Here is a 14,704-nt window from a genome sequence, read left to right on the forward strand (position 1 = left end):
CTCAGTCGGCCATGTCAATGAACTGTGTTAGACTTATGTCATTTGATAACTGAACAAGTGAATGACATGACTGAAGATACGTTTGATGAGTACGAAGCCCCCAGCAAGAGCCAGATAAAAAGGGAAATGCATGCCCTACAAGTTCTGGGTAAAAAGCTGTTGGAGCTAAATGCTGATCAGCTGAAGCAGATTGTTTTAACAGATGATATGTTGGCTGCCATTGCTGAGTCTCGTCGTATTCGCGCTCATGAAGCACAGCGTCGGCACCTGCAATATATTGGCAAACTAATGCGCCATGAAGATATTGAAGCCATTTCAGCCAAGCTTGCACTATTTGATAGTAGCAGCGATGAATACAACAAACAGTTTCACCAATTAGAGCATTGGCGTGATCGTTTGGTCGCTCAGGGTGATGATGCGCTGAATCTATTGATGAATGAAAAACCAGAAGCTGATCGTCAATCTTTTCGCCAATTGATTCGTCAGGCTCAGAAAGAACAGTCTCAAGGAAAACCACCCGCAGCGGCCAGAAAGATTTTTCGAGAATTGCGCACACTCTATGGTCTTTAACTCTATCATCACAGAGTGATAAAGCACTTTGCAGTTGAGTGGCTACTATCGCCAACTTCAGCTGCAAAGTTTTAGTATTTATGTGCAAAGCAATGATCACTGCCCTGTGCCACCTACGGTCAACTCATCAATTTTGAGAGAAGGCTGACCTACTCCTACAGGCACACTCTGCCCATCTTTACCACAAACCCCTACACCATCATCCAAGCGCAGATCATTACCGACCATAGACACTTTTTGCATGGTTTCAGGACCATTGCCGATCAGGGTTGCACCTTTAATAGGTGCTGTCACTTTACCATCTTCGATTAAGTAGGCTTCACTGGCTGAGAATACAAACTTGCCAGACGTGATATCAACCTGTCCACCGCCAAAGTTAACTGCATAAATACCTTTCTTAACACTTTTGATCAATTCTTGTGGGTCATGCTCACCTGCTAGCATATAAGTGTTGGTCATACGTGGCATAGGTAGATGTGCAAATGATTCTCGACGACCATTGCCTGTTGGGCGCTGTCCCATCAAGCTTGCGTTCATCTTGTCTTGCATATAGCCAACGAGCTTGCCCTGTTCGATTAACGTGGTGCACTGTGTTGGTGTGCCTTCGTCATCAACAGATAAAGATCCTCTGCGATCTAGTAAGGTGCCATCGTCAACAATGGTACAAAGTGGCGATGCCACTTGCTCACCTAAACGTCCTGCAAAAGCAGAGCTACCTTTACGATTAAAGTCACCCTCAAGGCCATGACCAACCGCCTCATGCAGTAAAACGCCCGGCCAACCAGAACCTAATACAACAGGCATATTACCTGCGGGGGCATCAATTGCCTCAAGGTTAACCAATGCTTGGCGAACAGCCTCCTTAGCAACCGACTCTGCTAATCCTTTATCTAATAAAGTTTTCAGCGAATATCGGCCTCCCGCTCCAGCACTACCGCGCTCACGGCGACCATTTTGTTCTGCAATCACACTGACGTTGACGCGAACCAATGGTCGAATATCCGCGGCTAAAGTACCGTCTGATGCAACCACTAAGATTTGTTCGAAATTGGCTGAAAGAGAAGCTGTCACTTCTTTTACACGGCTGTCAGCCATGCGGGCAATAGCATCTGCCTCTTGCAATATTGCCAGCTTCTCATCAGCATTCAGAGCAAGTATGGGATTTTCTGCAGCATATAGCGGTTGGCAACGTACAGGCGTTATAATCTCTACTGCTTTTTGCTGTCCTTGGCGCACAATACTGCGTGCAGCAATAGCCGCTTGCTCTATTGCATGGGCAGAAATATCGCCGCTATATGAAAATCCTGTTTTCTCCCCAGAAATAGCGCGGACCCCCACACCTCGGTCAGCACTGTAACCTGCATCTTTAACAATGCCCTCTTCCAGTACCCAACTTTCACTCATAGATTGCTGAAAATAAAGGTCTGCGAAGTTAATGCCTACGCCCATCGCCTTTGCTAATAAGCCATCAAGTTGATCAACACTCAGGTCGCCAGGTAGTAATAGCTCTTGTGATACTCGCTCAATCATAGTCACTCTCAAAATCTGTAGCCTGCCGATATAAAGGTTTAGGCTAGAAAACGCGCTTCAACTCAATTTTTGGCTGGTCCCAACCACCTTTTACAGAATAAGTAGCACGCGTGAACTTATCGAATAAATTGCCAAATACTTTTTGCACTAAGTAAATTGTGCCACCAATTTGCGGGGCCCCAGCCAAAATAGCTGCTAGAGGCAGAGTTTCTGCTACGGGCAAAGTCACCGTCAGCTCTTGATCCAAGGTTTCATCTACAAAGTTGAGGCTACCTTTCATTTCAAACTTTGTAGAGCTGCCATCTACTTTTAACGGCTCTACAAATTGCCCCTGCCCATTCAGTATAGAAATTTTTCCAGAAACTTTGTTATAAGATAGGCCACTGCCTTTTAGATCAGAGAAATCTAGCTGTAAACGGCGAATCAATGATTCGAAGTTTAATAGAGAAATAAGCTTCAAAGCTGATGCTGACTTTACTTGTTCAAATTTCCCTTTTTCTAACTCAACAGAAGCATTACCTGAAAGGCTATTTGCCTTGAATTCGCTAGGGAGGCCCTGCCAATGTAGCCTGGTAGAAACTGCAGCCTTTTGGCTACTGATCATTACTTCAGAGCCGATAGCTTTTTGCATATCAGCAAGATCGCCACCTGCTATATTGTAGATCAATGAACTTTGCGCAGACTCTCCTGTAACTTTATGTAACAACCAGTCTAGCGTGCCTGAATGTGTCACTTTACCCTGCTGTAATTGATGTAGTTTGAGTTGCCTTGAACCTTCTTGAGCACGGTAGCTGGCACTTAGGGCTTGAGCGCTAAAACTATTAAAGCGCAGCTTTTTCACTTCTAAGTCAAAATCTGGCCAAGCTGCGCTAAACAATGAATTCAGTATCGATAAATCTTCTACAGCAGATTTTTGCTCTTCAGGCTTAGTCTCCGAAGGTTTTTGATAGTCAAGCTTATCCACTGATATGCCTATAGCAGGGTTATGTTCGGAACGCATAAATTTAGCCTGAAGCTCTTGGCTCGTAATGGCCGCGGATAGATCTTGATCTTTCAATGAGCTACTCAGCAAAAAGTCGTTTAGTGCGAAATCACCATAGCTTAAGCGGTCGCTCTTTAAGTTCAGCTGAATTTGATGCTCAGCCTCAGCAGAGTTAATTGAGCCATGCTTATTTTGCTCAGCACTTTTCTGGTTAGAACGAGTAATAGAGTCAGTTAAAGCCTGTTTAGCAAACTCTGCCTTTATAAATTCAACCCAAGGCTCAGTCTGTAGTTGCGGTTGTGAAAAAAACAATTGAGTAAGGTTGAGAGGAGCCTGAGGCATAGGTTGTTGCTGAGGTAAAACACCTGCCCATACATTAACACTGTAACTAGGGGCTGAAGGAATTGACTTTTGTGTCGTCCATAACCCTTTTGCTGTTAATTGGTCGGTATAGGCCACCTCAAAATGGTTGCCTGTAGAGGCAAAGTTCATTTCCAAATTGAAGTCTTTTATTTGCGCCTCTGATTTGCCAAAAGGCTCTGGCAAGTCGACCACGACTCCTTTTAAATCGCTCTTAACCTGTACATGGCTGATAGTATCAAGCTGTACTTGATACTGATACTCAGCTGTGCCTGACAGCCAAGGAGAAAAAACCATAGGTTGCCACTGACTGATGGCTGTTACTAAGGCTTGACCTTGACCTTGAATATTCACGACACCTGTATCCATATTAGTGTCTACATCAAAAGTTGTGTCACCGGCTAAAAACTCCGCCTCTCCCTTTACAATATTCAAGCCTTGCTGAATATCATAACGCACCACGGCATCAATTTTTTTAATAGGTGTTGAAAGTTCTGGTATTAGCAAATGATTGTCTTTGGCTTGCACCTCAACATGGCCGTAACCGTCTCGGCCATCGATAGGAAAGCTTAACTGAGTGTCTAGCTTCAATGGCGCCCCTGATAGTTGCCAGTGTAACAATGAATCAGGGGTTAATTTGGCCAAAGGTGTTTGAGTCAAAACTTGCCAACCCCATTCAGGTACAACCGGACCACTTAAATTTAAGCCCACGATGCTGCCTTGCTGATCTTCGGTCAACGTCACCTGCCCTTGCACATTTTCATTACCCAAGTAATGAGCATGTGAAACTTGAGCATCTAATTCAGTGCCGTCCACATATAACCTTGTATTCACCTCTGTAACACTGGGCCAATCAGGTAAAAACTGTAACTCCCCCTCATACACATCTAATAACAGCTGTGTTGAAGTTTGTCGCTCAGGATTAGTAGATGACAGGTCTAAGCTACCATCATAGATAAATCCACCTCGGCTAACTTTAGCTGTTTTAATGCCATTTTTTAGCCAATTCACCAGAGCGCTATCTACGATCAAGTCGGGAATTAAGCTTAGTCCAAACTCTTTCGCCACATCTGTCACAGCAACATTGAGATAAAACAGATCTTTCTCTGGCTGCTGATGTAACAACACATCAAACTCACCTGAAATACCTGAACTTGCTTTATTGAGCTGTAGGTTTTGACCATATACTCTAATAGCCTCACCAATATCCCAATTCACTTGCCCTTGAGTGCGATTGAAACTCCAGCCATTGCTGTACAGTAGAGGAAATCCCATAGCAAACTGATCGGAGTAAAATTGAATAAACCCCGAACTTGCCGTTGACTGTACATAACCATTTACATGCTGCAACGTCGGTGCACCGTAGTAGGCTGATACTCCCACATCATTTAAGTTAGTTTGTACTAATAATGGCTTTTCACTTGAGCTGGATAAGGTTAGGTTTTGTAGTTTGCCTGTGGGTTTTAAGCGCTCTAAAGCGTCAATACCATCGGTGGGTAGGTCTGGCCATTGGCGTAAAACCTGATCGACTGCTTGTAGGTCTATTTCACCTATTTGAGCCAGCCACTGCTCTGGAGAATATTCTACTAATAGCTGTTGTAGTGGAAACTGCTGCCCCTGTAACTGAAAAGAAAGCCTATCTGCAATCAGCTGCCAGCCATCATTTTGGCGCTCCCAAGACAATAAAGTATTAAGTGTTTCAAAACGAATCGTAGGAAAGCCTGTAGAGGCAAATCGGATACTATCTGCCAGCAAGTCTGCTTTTAAACTTATTAAGCGTCCCCCTTGCCAATGACTCCAAAGCTCCATTCCTGCATTCAGCTCTTGCAGTTTAATTGGTAAAAGATGTGCAAATTTTTCGACCCAAGGCGTCCAAGCTTGATTGTCTGCTTGCAAGTATAATTGAACATCAACACTATTCTGATCAAAGGGGTCTCCGCTTACTTCCATAATAAACGCCACTTGTTGAGCCGATTCTGTATCAAGCTGCAAGTTGCCCTGAATACGCTGTTTACCTTCTGATTCAAATACCTCCATGCGATTGCTAAACGCACGATATTGGCGGCCAAAGCGATCGTAAAATTCAAGCCAGACATATTCCATTTTTAAATGTTGTTGCGCGAGTAAGAACTCTAAAACCTGTGCCAATGGTTCAACATCTTTACGCAGCTGTTTGTTTGCAACATGACTGGGTATATCACTCTTTTTGGTCTCTTTAACAGCCTCCTCTTGTAAGGGAATTTTTCCCTTCAAGCTATTACTGTCCCAGCCTTTTAGCGCCCACAGCAGATCCTCTTGCTGTTGCAAGCGCAGCGTTACACCTTGAATAGAGGCTTGTCGAATAACGGGGAACTGGTAGCGAAAAGAAGCAAAGCTATCCAGCTCTAAAGAAAACGAATCAACTTCAATTGCAGGTAAATCAGTTTCGTTATCTTGATATCGAGAGTGAATTTTCACCCCATCAAATTGCAAGAAGGGGTCAAAACGGTTCCATTGTCCACCGAGCTGGCCAACATCTAAAACAATGGCCAGTCGTTCATTCGCCATGCGAATGAGATCCTCTCGGTAGTTTTCCACTAACGGAAAAAAATAACGGCCAATACTGACATAAGTAGCCAGTACCACCACTATGGGTAGTACCAGCCAAATCATACTATGGTTAAACAGGCTACGAAAAAAAGTCATCGTAAAAAAACCGTTAACCTATGTGCCAGTTAAAGTAACACAACATCAAACTGCTCTTGCCCATATAAGGTTTCAACCTGAAACTTAATGGTTTTATTAATAAAAATTTCTAGATCAGCAACACTAGCAGACTCTTCATCAAGTAAACGATCCACAATAGGCTGCGCAGCCAACACTAAATAGGTATCAGAGCCATAGGCTCGCTCTTCACGCAATATCTCACGGAATATTTCGTAGCAAACCGTTTCAGGTGTTTTTTGAGTGCCACGTCCTTGGCAAGTTGGGCAGGGTTCACACATGACCTGTTCTAAGCTCTCTCGTGTTCGTTTACGCGTCATTTGTACTAAGCCTAGCTCAGTGACCCCTGTCAGTTTAGTTTTTGCGTGATCACGCTCAAGATTTTTTTCTAATAGGCGCAGTACTTGACGCTGATGCTCAGGATCTTCCATGTCGATAAAGTCGATGATAATAATGCCGCCCAAGTTACGTAGTCGTAGCTGGCGCACAATTGCAGTAGCTGCCTCTAGATTGGTTTTGAAAATAGTTTCTTCTAGATTGCGGTGACCAACAAAAGCCCCCGTATTAACATCAATAGTGGTCATCGCCTCAGTTTGGTCTACGACCAAATAGCCACCAGACTTTAACTGCACTTTCCGGCCAAGAGCTTTTTGAATCTCGTCTTCAACACCATAAAGATCAAAAACAGGGCGTTCACCGGGGTAATACTCAATTTTTGACTCTAAAGCAGGTACAAACTCTTGTACAAACTCTTTTAGCTTGACGTAGTTCTCTTTAGAGTCGATACGAATTTTCTCAATTTCTGGGCGTACAAAGTCACGCATAGTACGCATAAATAGAGGCAGGTCTTCGTAAATAACGGTTTTTGGTTGTACATCTTTGCAACGGCGCTCAACAGACTTCCATAATCTTAATAGAAAATGGATATCAGCCATGATCTCTTCATCACCATAACCTTCTGCCGCAGTGCGAATGATAAAGCCACCTTTGGTCTCTTCTGCACTTCTGCCTTCCTGTTCAGCGTCTTGGGCTAAGCTGGCAGCAACGATGTTTCGCAATCTGTCTCGTTCTTGATCACCTTCAATACGCTGTGAAACCCCCGTATGTGGGGTATATGGCATATAGACTAAATAACGTGAAGGAATAGAAAGATGAGTGGTCAGGCGGGCGCCTTTAGAGCCTATAGGCTCTTTTGTTACTTGAACAATAAGCGACTGACCTTCGTGTAATAACGAGCTGATACTTCCAACATCACTGTTACTTCCCCGAGTAGCGGGTGCAACATCTGCGGCATGAATGAAGGCGGCCTTTTCTAAGCCTATATCAACAAAGGCAGCTTGCATGCCTGGTAACACCCTCACAACCTTACCTTTGTAGATATTACCAACGATGCCACGTCTTCTTGTGCGCTCAATGTAGACTTCCTGTAGCACGCCATTTTCAACAACTGCTACACGGGTTTCCATCGGTGTGATATTAATTAAAATTTCTTCACTCATCGCTCTTCCCCCTCGCGATAAAGTCGATAATTCTTCAACCTGTCAGCCAGCACCCGATGTTTGATTTAAAATAATATGGGTAAATGTCAAACTTGATGACAGGTATCATCTGTATGAGTCTTTAAAATCAGTGTAATTGATCAAAAATGCCCAATAATTTGCCGTACTAAAACAATACCACTTAGTCAGATTCAAGTATCTGAATATTAAAGCTTTCCAATAATTGAGCTGTTTCAAACAAAGGCAGACCCACGACATTGCTGTAACTACCCGAAACTGATTCAACAAAGATGGCCGCTAAGCCTTGAATGGCATAACTGCCGGCTTTGTCGGCAGGCTCTCCTGTATGCCAATAACGGCGGCACTCTTGCTCTGTTAAAGTACGAAACTTAACCTCCGTAGTGCTCAGTACAGAGCGTAGCTGGTCATTTTGACAAACAGCAACAGCTGTCATGACTTGATGAGACTGGCCAGATAACTGCATTAGCATTTCAATGGCATGAGCCTCGTTTTCAGGTTTGCCTAAAATGTTATGACCTAAAACGACAGAAGTGTCAGAACCTAATACCGGTAGAGTGGTGCCTGAGCGCTGCATACCAGCTGTCGCTTTCTCCTCGGCTAAACGTATTACATAGTCTTTAGGACTCTCGCCCACTAAAACAGATTCGTCCAAGTCCACTGGGTATTGCTGACAACGTAAGCCTAGTTGCTGTAGCAAAGCCAGCCGGCGTGGTGAGGCAGAGGCCAAACACAGGTCATAAGCTTCAGGCACGACAAGCTCCAAAAAAATATCTAAAAATAATAAGTTAGCGAATTTGAAAACGACGACGAATTGTACGCATTGCAATGAATAACCATGGCCATAAAATCGTGCTGGTTAAGGCTGGCAGCATAAAAGCAATCGTATCAGCAGCAACACCAGTTAAATTCTGGATCCATTGTGCAATCATCAGACTGATGCCAATCAGTACACCGACCATCATTGCTTGCTGCCAAGCACCATAGTTACGTAAACGCTGATAAAGTTGTAGAGAAAGTGCGGCCAATACTGCGCTAATCAATGCGTTTTGACCTAATAATGCCCCCTCCAAAAGATCAACACATAAACCGACAAAAAAACCACTGAACACACCAACACGGTTGGGTAGGGCTATACACCAATAGATTAATACCATTGAAACCCATTCTGGCTGGAACCAAAGTAAGCGATCAGGCAGTGGCATTGCTGAAAGTAGCAATGCGAAAAGAAACGATAGGGAGATGATTAAAGAGGGCACTATTGTTGCACTCCTGATTTTAAATTGTCCTGTTTCTCATCCGCAAGTTCTGGAGCAGTACCGGAGTCTATTGGCAAGCTTTCTAGCTGAATGTCAGCTAAAGATTTTGGGTTGAGCATCAGAACATAACGACTGCGATTTAACTGGGCTAAAGGTTTTGCCGTAACTCTGGCAAAAGGTTTACCTGGTTCATGTTTAACTTGATTGACCTCTGCAACAGGGTAGCCTTTTGGAAAGCGTCCGCCTAAACCAGAAGTCACAAGCAGGTCTCCTTCTTTGACATCAGCTGTATCAGGCACATGAGTCAACTGTAAGAGATCTAAGTCACCAGACCCAATTGCAACAGCACGAAAACCATTACGATTGACCAAAACAGGTACAGCATGAGCCGTATCTGCAATCAATAATACCCGACTGGTAAATGCACTGACTGAAATCACTTGCCCCATCAAGCCCAATGAGTCGACAACCGCCTGTCCTTCATAAACACCATCATTACGCCCGCGATTGAGCAACAGCAAATGTGTGAAAGCATCGGCATCTAACCCAATGACCTCACCTAATAAAAAATTATCATTAGAAGGTTTTTGCCCGTTTAGTAATTCGCGTAAACGTAGATTTTCAGCAATCAAGTAAGCCATACGTTGGTTTTTGCTAGAAAGCTGTAAAGTTTGTTCTTTTAATATTGCATTTTCTTCTAACAAATCATTACGGTCGGCAAAAGTTGTTGCTCCCCAAGACCAAAGACGAGTAGGTAGATCTACCGCCCATTGTAAGGGCGTGACAGCCACTGTCAGGAAGGAGCGCACTTGGTCCATGTGTTGATAACGAAAGTCAGACCAGATTAACAGTAGCGCTAACAGTATGCAGACAAGTAAGCGCAGCCCTACCGAAGGGCCTTTTACAAAAAGCGGGTTAATTGTAGTCTCCTTAAGCCTATCGTTTACTGGCCATGTCCGCAGATGATCGGTGGGCGAGCGCTGAGAGATGATAATGCGTAATAGTTTAAAAGATTAAACAAAAAAATGGCGGTATTCAAACCGCCATTTTTAATATAGGTCTTATTGCAAGTTGATCGAGCCATAAACTCAATCTTTACCGTCTAACCTTCAGTCGATAATAGATCAAAAGTATGTTGATCGATCATCTCTAAAGCACGGCCACCGCCACGAGCAACACAGGTTAGAGGCTCTTCTGCAATAATCACAGGTAAGCCTGTTTCATCGGCAATCAGCTTGTCTATATCTCGCAATAAAGCGCCACCGCCTGTTAGAACTAAGCCGCGCTCTGCAATATCAGAAGCTAACTCTGGGGGAGATTGCTCTAAAGCGCTCTTCACAGCTTGAACAATTGAAGATAATGGCTCTTGTAAAGCCTCTAAAATCTCATTGGAGTTCAAGGTAAAGCTACGCGGGATACCTTCCGCTAAGTTTCGGCCACGCACGTCAATTTCTTTCAACTCGCTACCTGGATAAGCACAGCCAATCTCTTCTTTGATACGTTCAGCGGTTGCTTCACCAATTAAGCTGCCATAGTGGCGGCGCACATAAGCCACAATAGCCTCATCGAAGCGATCACCACCAATACGCACAGATTGTGCGTATACCACACCATTCAAGGAAATAATGGCAATTTCAGTGGTACCACCACCGATGTCTACCACCATAGAACCGTTGGCCTCTTCTACGGGCAACCCTGCACCAATGGCAGCTGCCATTGGTTCTTCAATCAAGAATACTTCACGAGCACCTGCACCAATAGCAGATTCACGAATAGCACGACGCTCTACTTGTGTGGACATGCAGGGTACACAGACCAACACTCGAGGACTTGGCGTTAACCAGCTATTTTCATGCACTTTGTTAATAAAGTGCTGTAACATTTTTTCTGTAACATGAAAATCAGCAATTACACCATCTTTCATTGGGCGAATCGCTGTGATATTGCCAGGCGTACGGCCTAACATGCGTTTGGCATCTAATCCAACTGCAGCCACGCTACGTTGGTTTCCATGATGACGAATGGCCACCACCGATGGTTCATCTAGAACTACGCCGCGACCACGAACGTAGATTAAAGTGTTGGCGGTTCCCAAATCGATAGACAAATCGCTGGAAAACAAGCCTCTCAGTCGTTTAAACATGTGATTTTTTTCACCTAAAATCAATTTACCCTGTGCTGCGGGAACTCTATCAACCACCGCCGCACACGGCAAGATACAAATGTGCTAGGCGGGTGGAAATATGTTAAATTGCCTGCCTATTTTGTTATTAACCACTCACATTGTGCATTTTAACGCTCAATCAGGGTAGGAAGCTTCATGGCTCTAGATCAAACCGATGTTGAAAAAGTCGCTCATTTAGCGCGTCTTCAAATCGAAGAACAAGATATTCCGGAATACACTCGCAATTTGACCAGTATTTTAGACTTGGTCAGCCAAATGCAAGCAGTAGATACCGATGATATCGACCCACTGGCTCACCCGCTAGATGCCACTCAGCGTCTGCGTCATGATGAAGTCACTGAAACAAACCAACGCGAGCACTTCCAAAAAAATGCTCCAGCTATCGAAGCAGGGTTGTTTTTGGTGCCTAAAGTAATCGAGTAACGATCTGGTTATGTACAAAAAATTGCGTGCTGATGCTTAACATCTAGTGCGCAATTTTGCGATAACTCAATCAATATACACAGATTCGGGACACAGGCTGCACCAAAACAGCCCAACACCATAACCTTGTTTAAGGTGCGTGTCTTTAAAATTGGTAGTGAAGGATTTAATCCACCATGCACAACAAGACAATTGCTGAGCTGGCCAAAGGTCTTGCCGACGGTGATTTTTCCAGCGTCGAATTGACCCGCCATTTCCTTCAGCGTATTAACACGCTGGATAGTCAATATAATAGTTTTATCACTGTAACAGGTGAGCAAGCATTAGCACAGGCAGAAGCTGCCGACGCCTTACGCGCAGCAGGTAATGCGGGTAAGCTAGCGGGTATTCCTATTGCACATAAAGACATTTTTTGCACCGAAGGTGTATTAACAACTTGTGCTTCTAAAATGCTATCTAACTTTGTTGCACCTTATGATGCAACGGTAGTATCTCGCTTCAAGCAAGCGGGCTTGGTGACACTAGGTAAGACCAACATGGATGAGTTCGCTATGGGCTCATCTAATGAAAATAGCTTTTATGGCGCAGTAAAAAATCCTTGGGCCTTGGGTGCTGTGCCAGGTGGTTCATCAGGTGGTTCAGCAGCGGCTGTTGCAGCGCGCTTAGTACCTGCGGCAACGGGCACGGATACAGGTGGTTCTATCCGCCAACCTGCGGCATTTTGTGGTATCACAGGCTTAAAACCGACTTATGGTCGAGTTTCTCGTTGGGGCATGATCGCTTACGCTTCTAGCCTTGATCAAGGTGGTCCAATGGCACGCACCGCTGAAGATTGTGCACTATTGCTCAATGAGATGGCGGGCTTTGATCCTAAAGACTCCACTTCGCTGAAGAAAGCTGTTCCAGACTATACAGCGGACTTGAATCAGCCTTTGGCAGGCCTGCGTATTGGTTTACCTAAAGAGTATTTTGGTGAAGGTCTATCTTCAGAGATGGGCGACACCATTATGACTGCTGTCAAAGAGTTTGAAAAATTAGGCGCTACGATACATGAAATTAGCCTGCCTAATACAATGCTAGCTATTCCAGCCTATTACGTGATTGCACCTGCCGAAGCCTCATCTAACTTATCCCGTTATGATGGCGTGCGTTTTGGTCATCGTTGTGAAAACCCTGTGAACTTGGAAGATCTTTATAAGCGTTCTCGTGGCGAAGGTTTTGGTAAAGAAGTGCAGCGTCGCATCTTAGTCGGCACTTATGCGCTGAGCGAAGGCTATTACGATGCCTATTACCGTAAAGCTCAACGTATTCGCCGTTTGATTCAGCAAGACTTCCTGAATGCTTTCAACGAAGTTGATCTAATCATGGGGCCGACCACGCCTTCTGAAGCATTTGATCTGGGTAGTAACACTGATGATCCAGTACAGATGTATATGGAAGACATTTACACTCTAGCGGTCAACCTTGCAGGTCTCCCGGGCATCTCTGTACCAGCAGGACTCGTTAATGGCCGTCCTGTAGGTTTACAGATTCTGGCAGGACACTTCCAAGAATCCCAGTTACTGAATGCTGCTCACCAGTTCCAGAATGCCACCAATTGGCATCAACTGGCACCGACTGCAAATCAGTAATTCACCGCAACCCTGTTTTATCGAGGATAATACTATGGAATGGGAAGCAGTGATCGGCCTGGAAATTCACGTCCAGCTCGCCACCCAATCTAAAATTTTTTCCGGTGCTAGCATTGCGTTTGGCTCCGAACCGAACACCCAAGCTTGCGCTGTTGATTTAGGCTTGCCGGGCATATTGCCAGTACTGAATGAAACCGCCGTTGAAATGGCGGTTAAGTTCGGTTTGGCTGTCGATGCTGAAATTGGCATGAAGTCTGTTTTTGAGCGCAAAAACTACTTCTATCCTGATCTGCCAAAAGGCTATCAAACCACACAAAATGATCTGCCAATTATTGGCCCCGGTTTAGTGGAGATTCAGTTAGAAAACGGCACAAGTAAACATATACGTATCCACCATGCACACTTAGAAGAAGATGCGGGTAAGTCGCTGCATGAAGCGTTCTTCGATGAAAATGGTCGTGGCATGACGGGTGTCGACTTGAACCGTGCAGGCACTCCACTTTTGGAAATTGTTTCTCAGCCTGAAATGAACTCTGCTAAAGAAGCGGTTGCTTACATCAAAGCGGTACACAGTATTGTAACCTATCTAGGCATATCTGACGGCAACATGGCAGAAGGCTCTATGCGTTGCGATGCTAACGTGTCAATGCACTACAAAGGCACACCACTGGGCACACGCTGCGAAATCAAGAACATCAACTCGTTTAAATTTATCGAAAAAGCGATTAACCACGAGATTGAGCGTCAGATTGAGCTGCTTGAAGACGGTGGCCGAGTAATTCAGGAAACTCGCCTGTACGATCCCGATAAAAATGAAACTCGCTCAATGCGTAGCAAGGAAGAAGCTAACGACTATCGCTACTTCCCATGCCCTGATCTATTGCCTGTGGTGTTAGATGAGGCTTATATTGAGCATATTCGCAGTGAAATGCCTGAACTGCCTAAGCAGAAAAAGCAGCGCTTTATTGATGAACTTGGCTTATCAGCTTACGACGCTAGCGTACTCTCTTCTACTCGTGCGATGGCAGATTATTTTGAGCAAGTTTTCCAAACTTGTGGCGATGCTAAGTCTGCTGCGAATTGGGTAATGGGCGAGCTTTCTGCTCAGATGAACAAAGATAATGTTGAAGTTGAAAATTGCCCAGTCTCTGCTGTTCAATTGGGTCAATTGGTTAAGCGTATCATCGACAGTACTATTAATGCCAAAGCGGCTAAGCAAGTATTTGTGGCCCTGTGGGAAAAAGAGGGCAATAGTGTCGATGAAATTATTGCTGACAAGGGCTTAAAACAAGTTACTGATACAGGGGCTATTGCAGCTGTTGTTGATGAAGTTCTGGCTAAAAACCCTCAACAGGTTGAGCAGTACTTAGCGGCACCTGCCGATAAGCGCGGTAAGATGATTGGTTTCTTTGTTGGCCAAATTATGAAGGCTTCTAAAGGCACTGCAAATCCGCAAATGGTAAACCAGCTACTGAGTGAAAAGCTCGGTTAATCTGCTTTATCAACAGGTAACAGAAAAGCCTTGTGATTTATTGTCACAAGGC

The 14,704-nt window shown here is 44.5% G+C and carries 11 protein-coding genes; 4 read left to right on the plus strand and 7 right to left on the minus strand.

All coding sequences use genetic code 11. The annotated features are described in order from the left end of the window. The first annotated feature begins 66 nt into the window (after positions 1 to 66). Entirely contained in the window at positions 67 to 570 is a 504-nt protein-coding gene (gene yjgA, locus B5D26_RS01135) for a ribosome biogenesis factor YjgA (protein WP_078743839.1), read from the plus strand. Between the two features lie 96 nt (positions 571 to 666). On the opposite strand, the gene tldD is transcribed toward yjgA, so the two are convergent. The 7 genes from tldD to B5D26_RS01170 all read right to left on the minus strand — a co-directional run bounded on the left by tldD (position 667) and on the right by B5D26_RS01170 (position 11,064). Continuing rightward, positions 667 to 2,100 (minus strand): metalloprotease TldD, encoded by a 1,434-nt coding sequence (tldD, locus tag B5D26_RS01140; RefSeq protein ID WP_078743840.1) that lies wholly within the window; start codon positions 2,098 to 2,100, stop codon positions 667 to 669. A gap of 43 nt (positions 2,101 to 2,143) precedes the next feature. After that, positions 2,144 to 6,127, minus strand: coding sequence for a YhdP family phospholipid transporter (locus B5D26_RS01145; protein WP_078743841.1), 3,984 nt, complete (start codon positions 6,125 to 6,127; stop codon positions 2,144 to 2,146). 29 nt (positions 6,128 to 6,156) lie between these two features. After that, positions 6,157 to 7,644 carry a ribonuclease G gene (gene rng, locus B5D26_RS01150; RefSeq protein ID WP_078743842.1) on the minus strand — a complete coding sequence of 496 codons (1,488 nt, stop codon included), beginning with the start codon at positions 7,642 to 7,644 and terminating at the stop codon, positions 6,157 to 6,159. A 181-nt stretch (positions 7,645 to 7,825) separates the two neighbouring features. Next, complete coding sequence (locus B5D26_RS01155) at positions 7,826 to 8,416, minus strand: Maf family protein (protein ID WP_078743843.1); 591 nt, start codon at positions 8,414 to 8,416, stop codon at positions 7,826 to 7,828. 34 nt (positions 8,417 to 8,450) lie between these two features. Next, complete coding sequence (gene mreD / locus B5D26_RS01160) at positions 8,451 to 8,921, minus strand: rod shape-determining protein MreD (protein WP_234985137.1); 471 nt, start codon at positions 8,919 to 8,921, stop codon at positions 8,451 to 8,453. Further along, positions 8,921 to 9,883: a rod shape-determining protein MreC gene (gene mreC / locus B5D26_RS01165; protein ID WP_407668506.1), complete on the minus strand. Its 963-nt coding sequence runs from the start codon at positions 9,881 to 9,883 to the stop codon at positions 8,921 to 8,923. The genes mreD and mreC overlap by 1 nt, the downstream gene beginning before the upstream one ends. Before the next feature lie 140 nt (positions 9,884 to 10,023). Next, positions 10,024 to 11,064: a rod shape-determining protein gene (locus tag B5D26_RS01170; protein ID WP_078743895.1), complete on the minus strand. Its 1,041-nt coding sequence runs from the start codon at positions 11,062 to 11,064 to the stop codon at positions 10,024 to 10,026. A gap of 177 nt (positions 11,065 to 11,241) precedes the next feature. Here B5D26_RS01170 and gatC point away from each other — a divergent pair, with 177 nt between their 5' ends. The 3 genes from gatC (at position 11,242) to gatB (ending at position 14,652) form a co-directional block, all read left to right on the plus strand. Beyond that, positions 11,242 to 11,529: an Asp-tRNA(Asn)/Glu-tRNA(Gln) amidotransferase subunit GatC gene (gatC, locus tag B5D26_RS01175; RefSeq protein ID WP_078743846.1), complete on the plus strand. Its 288-nt coding sequence runs from the start codon at positions 11,242 to 11,244 to the stop codon at positions 11,527 to 11,529. 176 nt (positions 11,530 to 11,705) lie between these two features. Further along, a complete protein-coding gene (gene gatA, locus B5D26_RS01180) occupies positions 11,706 to 13,160 on the plus strand; it encodes an Asp-tRNA(Asn)/Glu-tRNA(Gln) amidotransferase subunit GatA (protein WP_078743847.1) in 1,455 nt (484 codons plus the stop codon). After that, positions 13,117 to 14,652: an Asp-tRNA(Asn)/Glu-tRNA(Gln) amidotransferase subunit GatB gene (gene gatB, locus B5D26_RS01185; protein ID WP_078743848.1), complete on the plus strand. Its 1,536-nt coding sequence runs from the start codon at positions 13,117 to 13,119 to the stop codon at positions 14,650 to 14,652. Before gatA ends, gatB begins: the two co-directional genes overlap by 44 nt. Positions 14,653 to 14,704: the final 52 nt, after the last annotated feature.

Origin of the sequence: Oceanospirillum multiglobuliferum, from assembly GCF_900167095.1 — a bacterium.
Lineage (GTDB): Bacteria > Pseudomonadota > Gammaproteobacteria > Pseudomonadales > Halomonadaceae > Oceanospirillum > Oceanospirillum multiglobuliferum.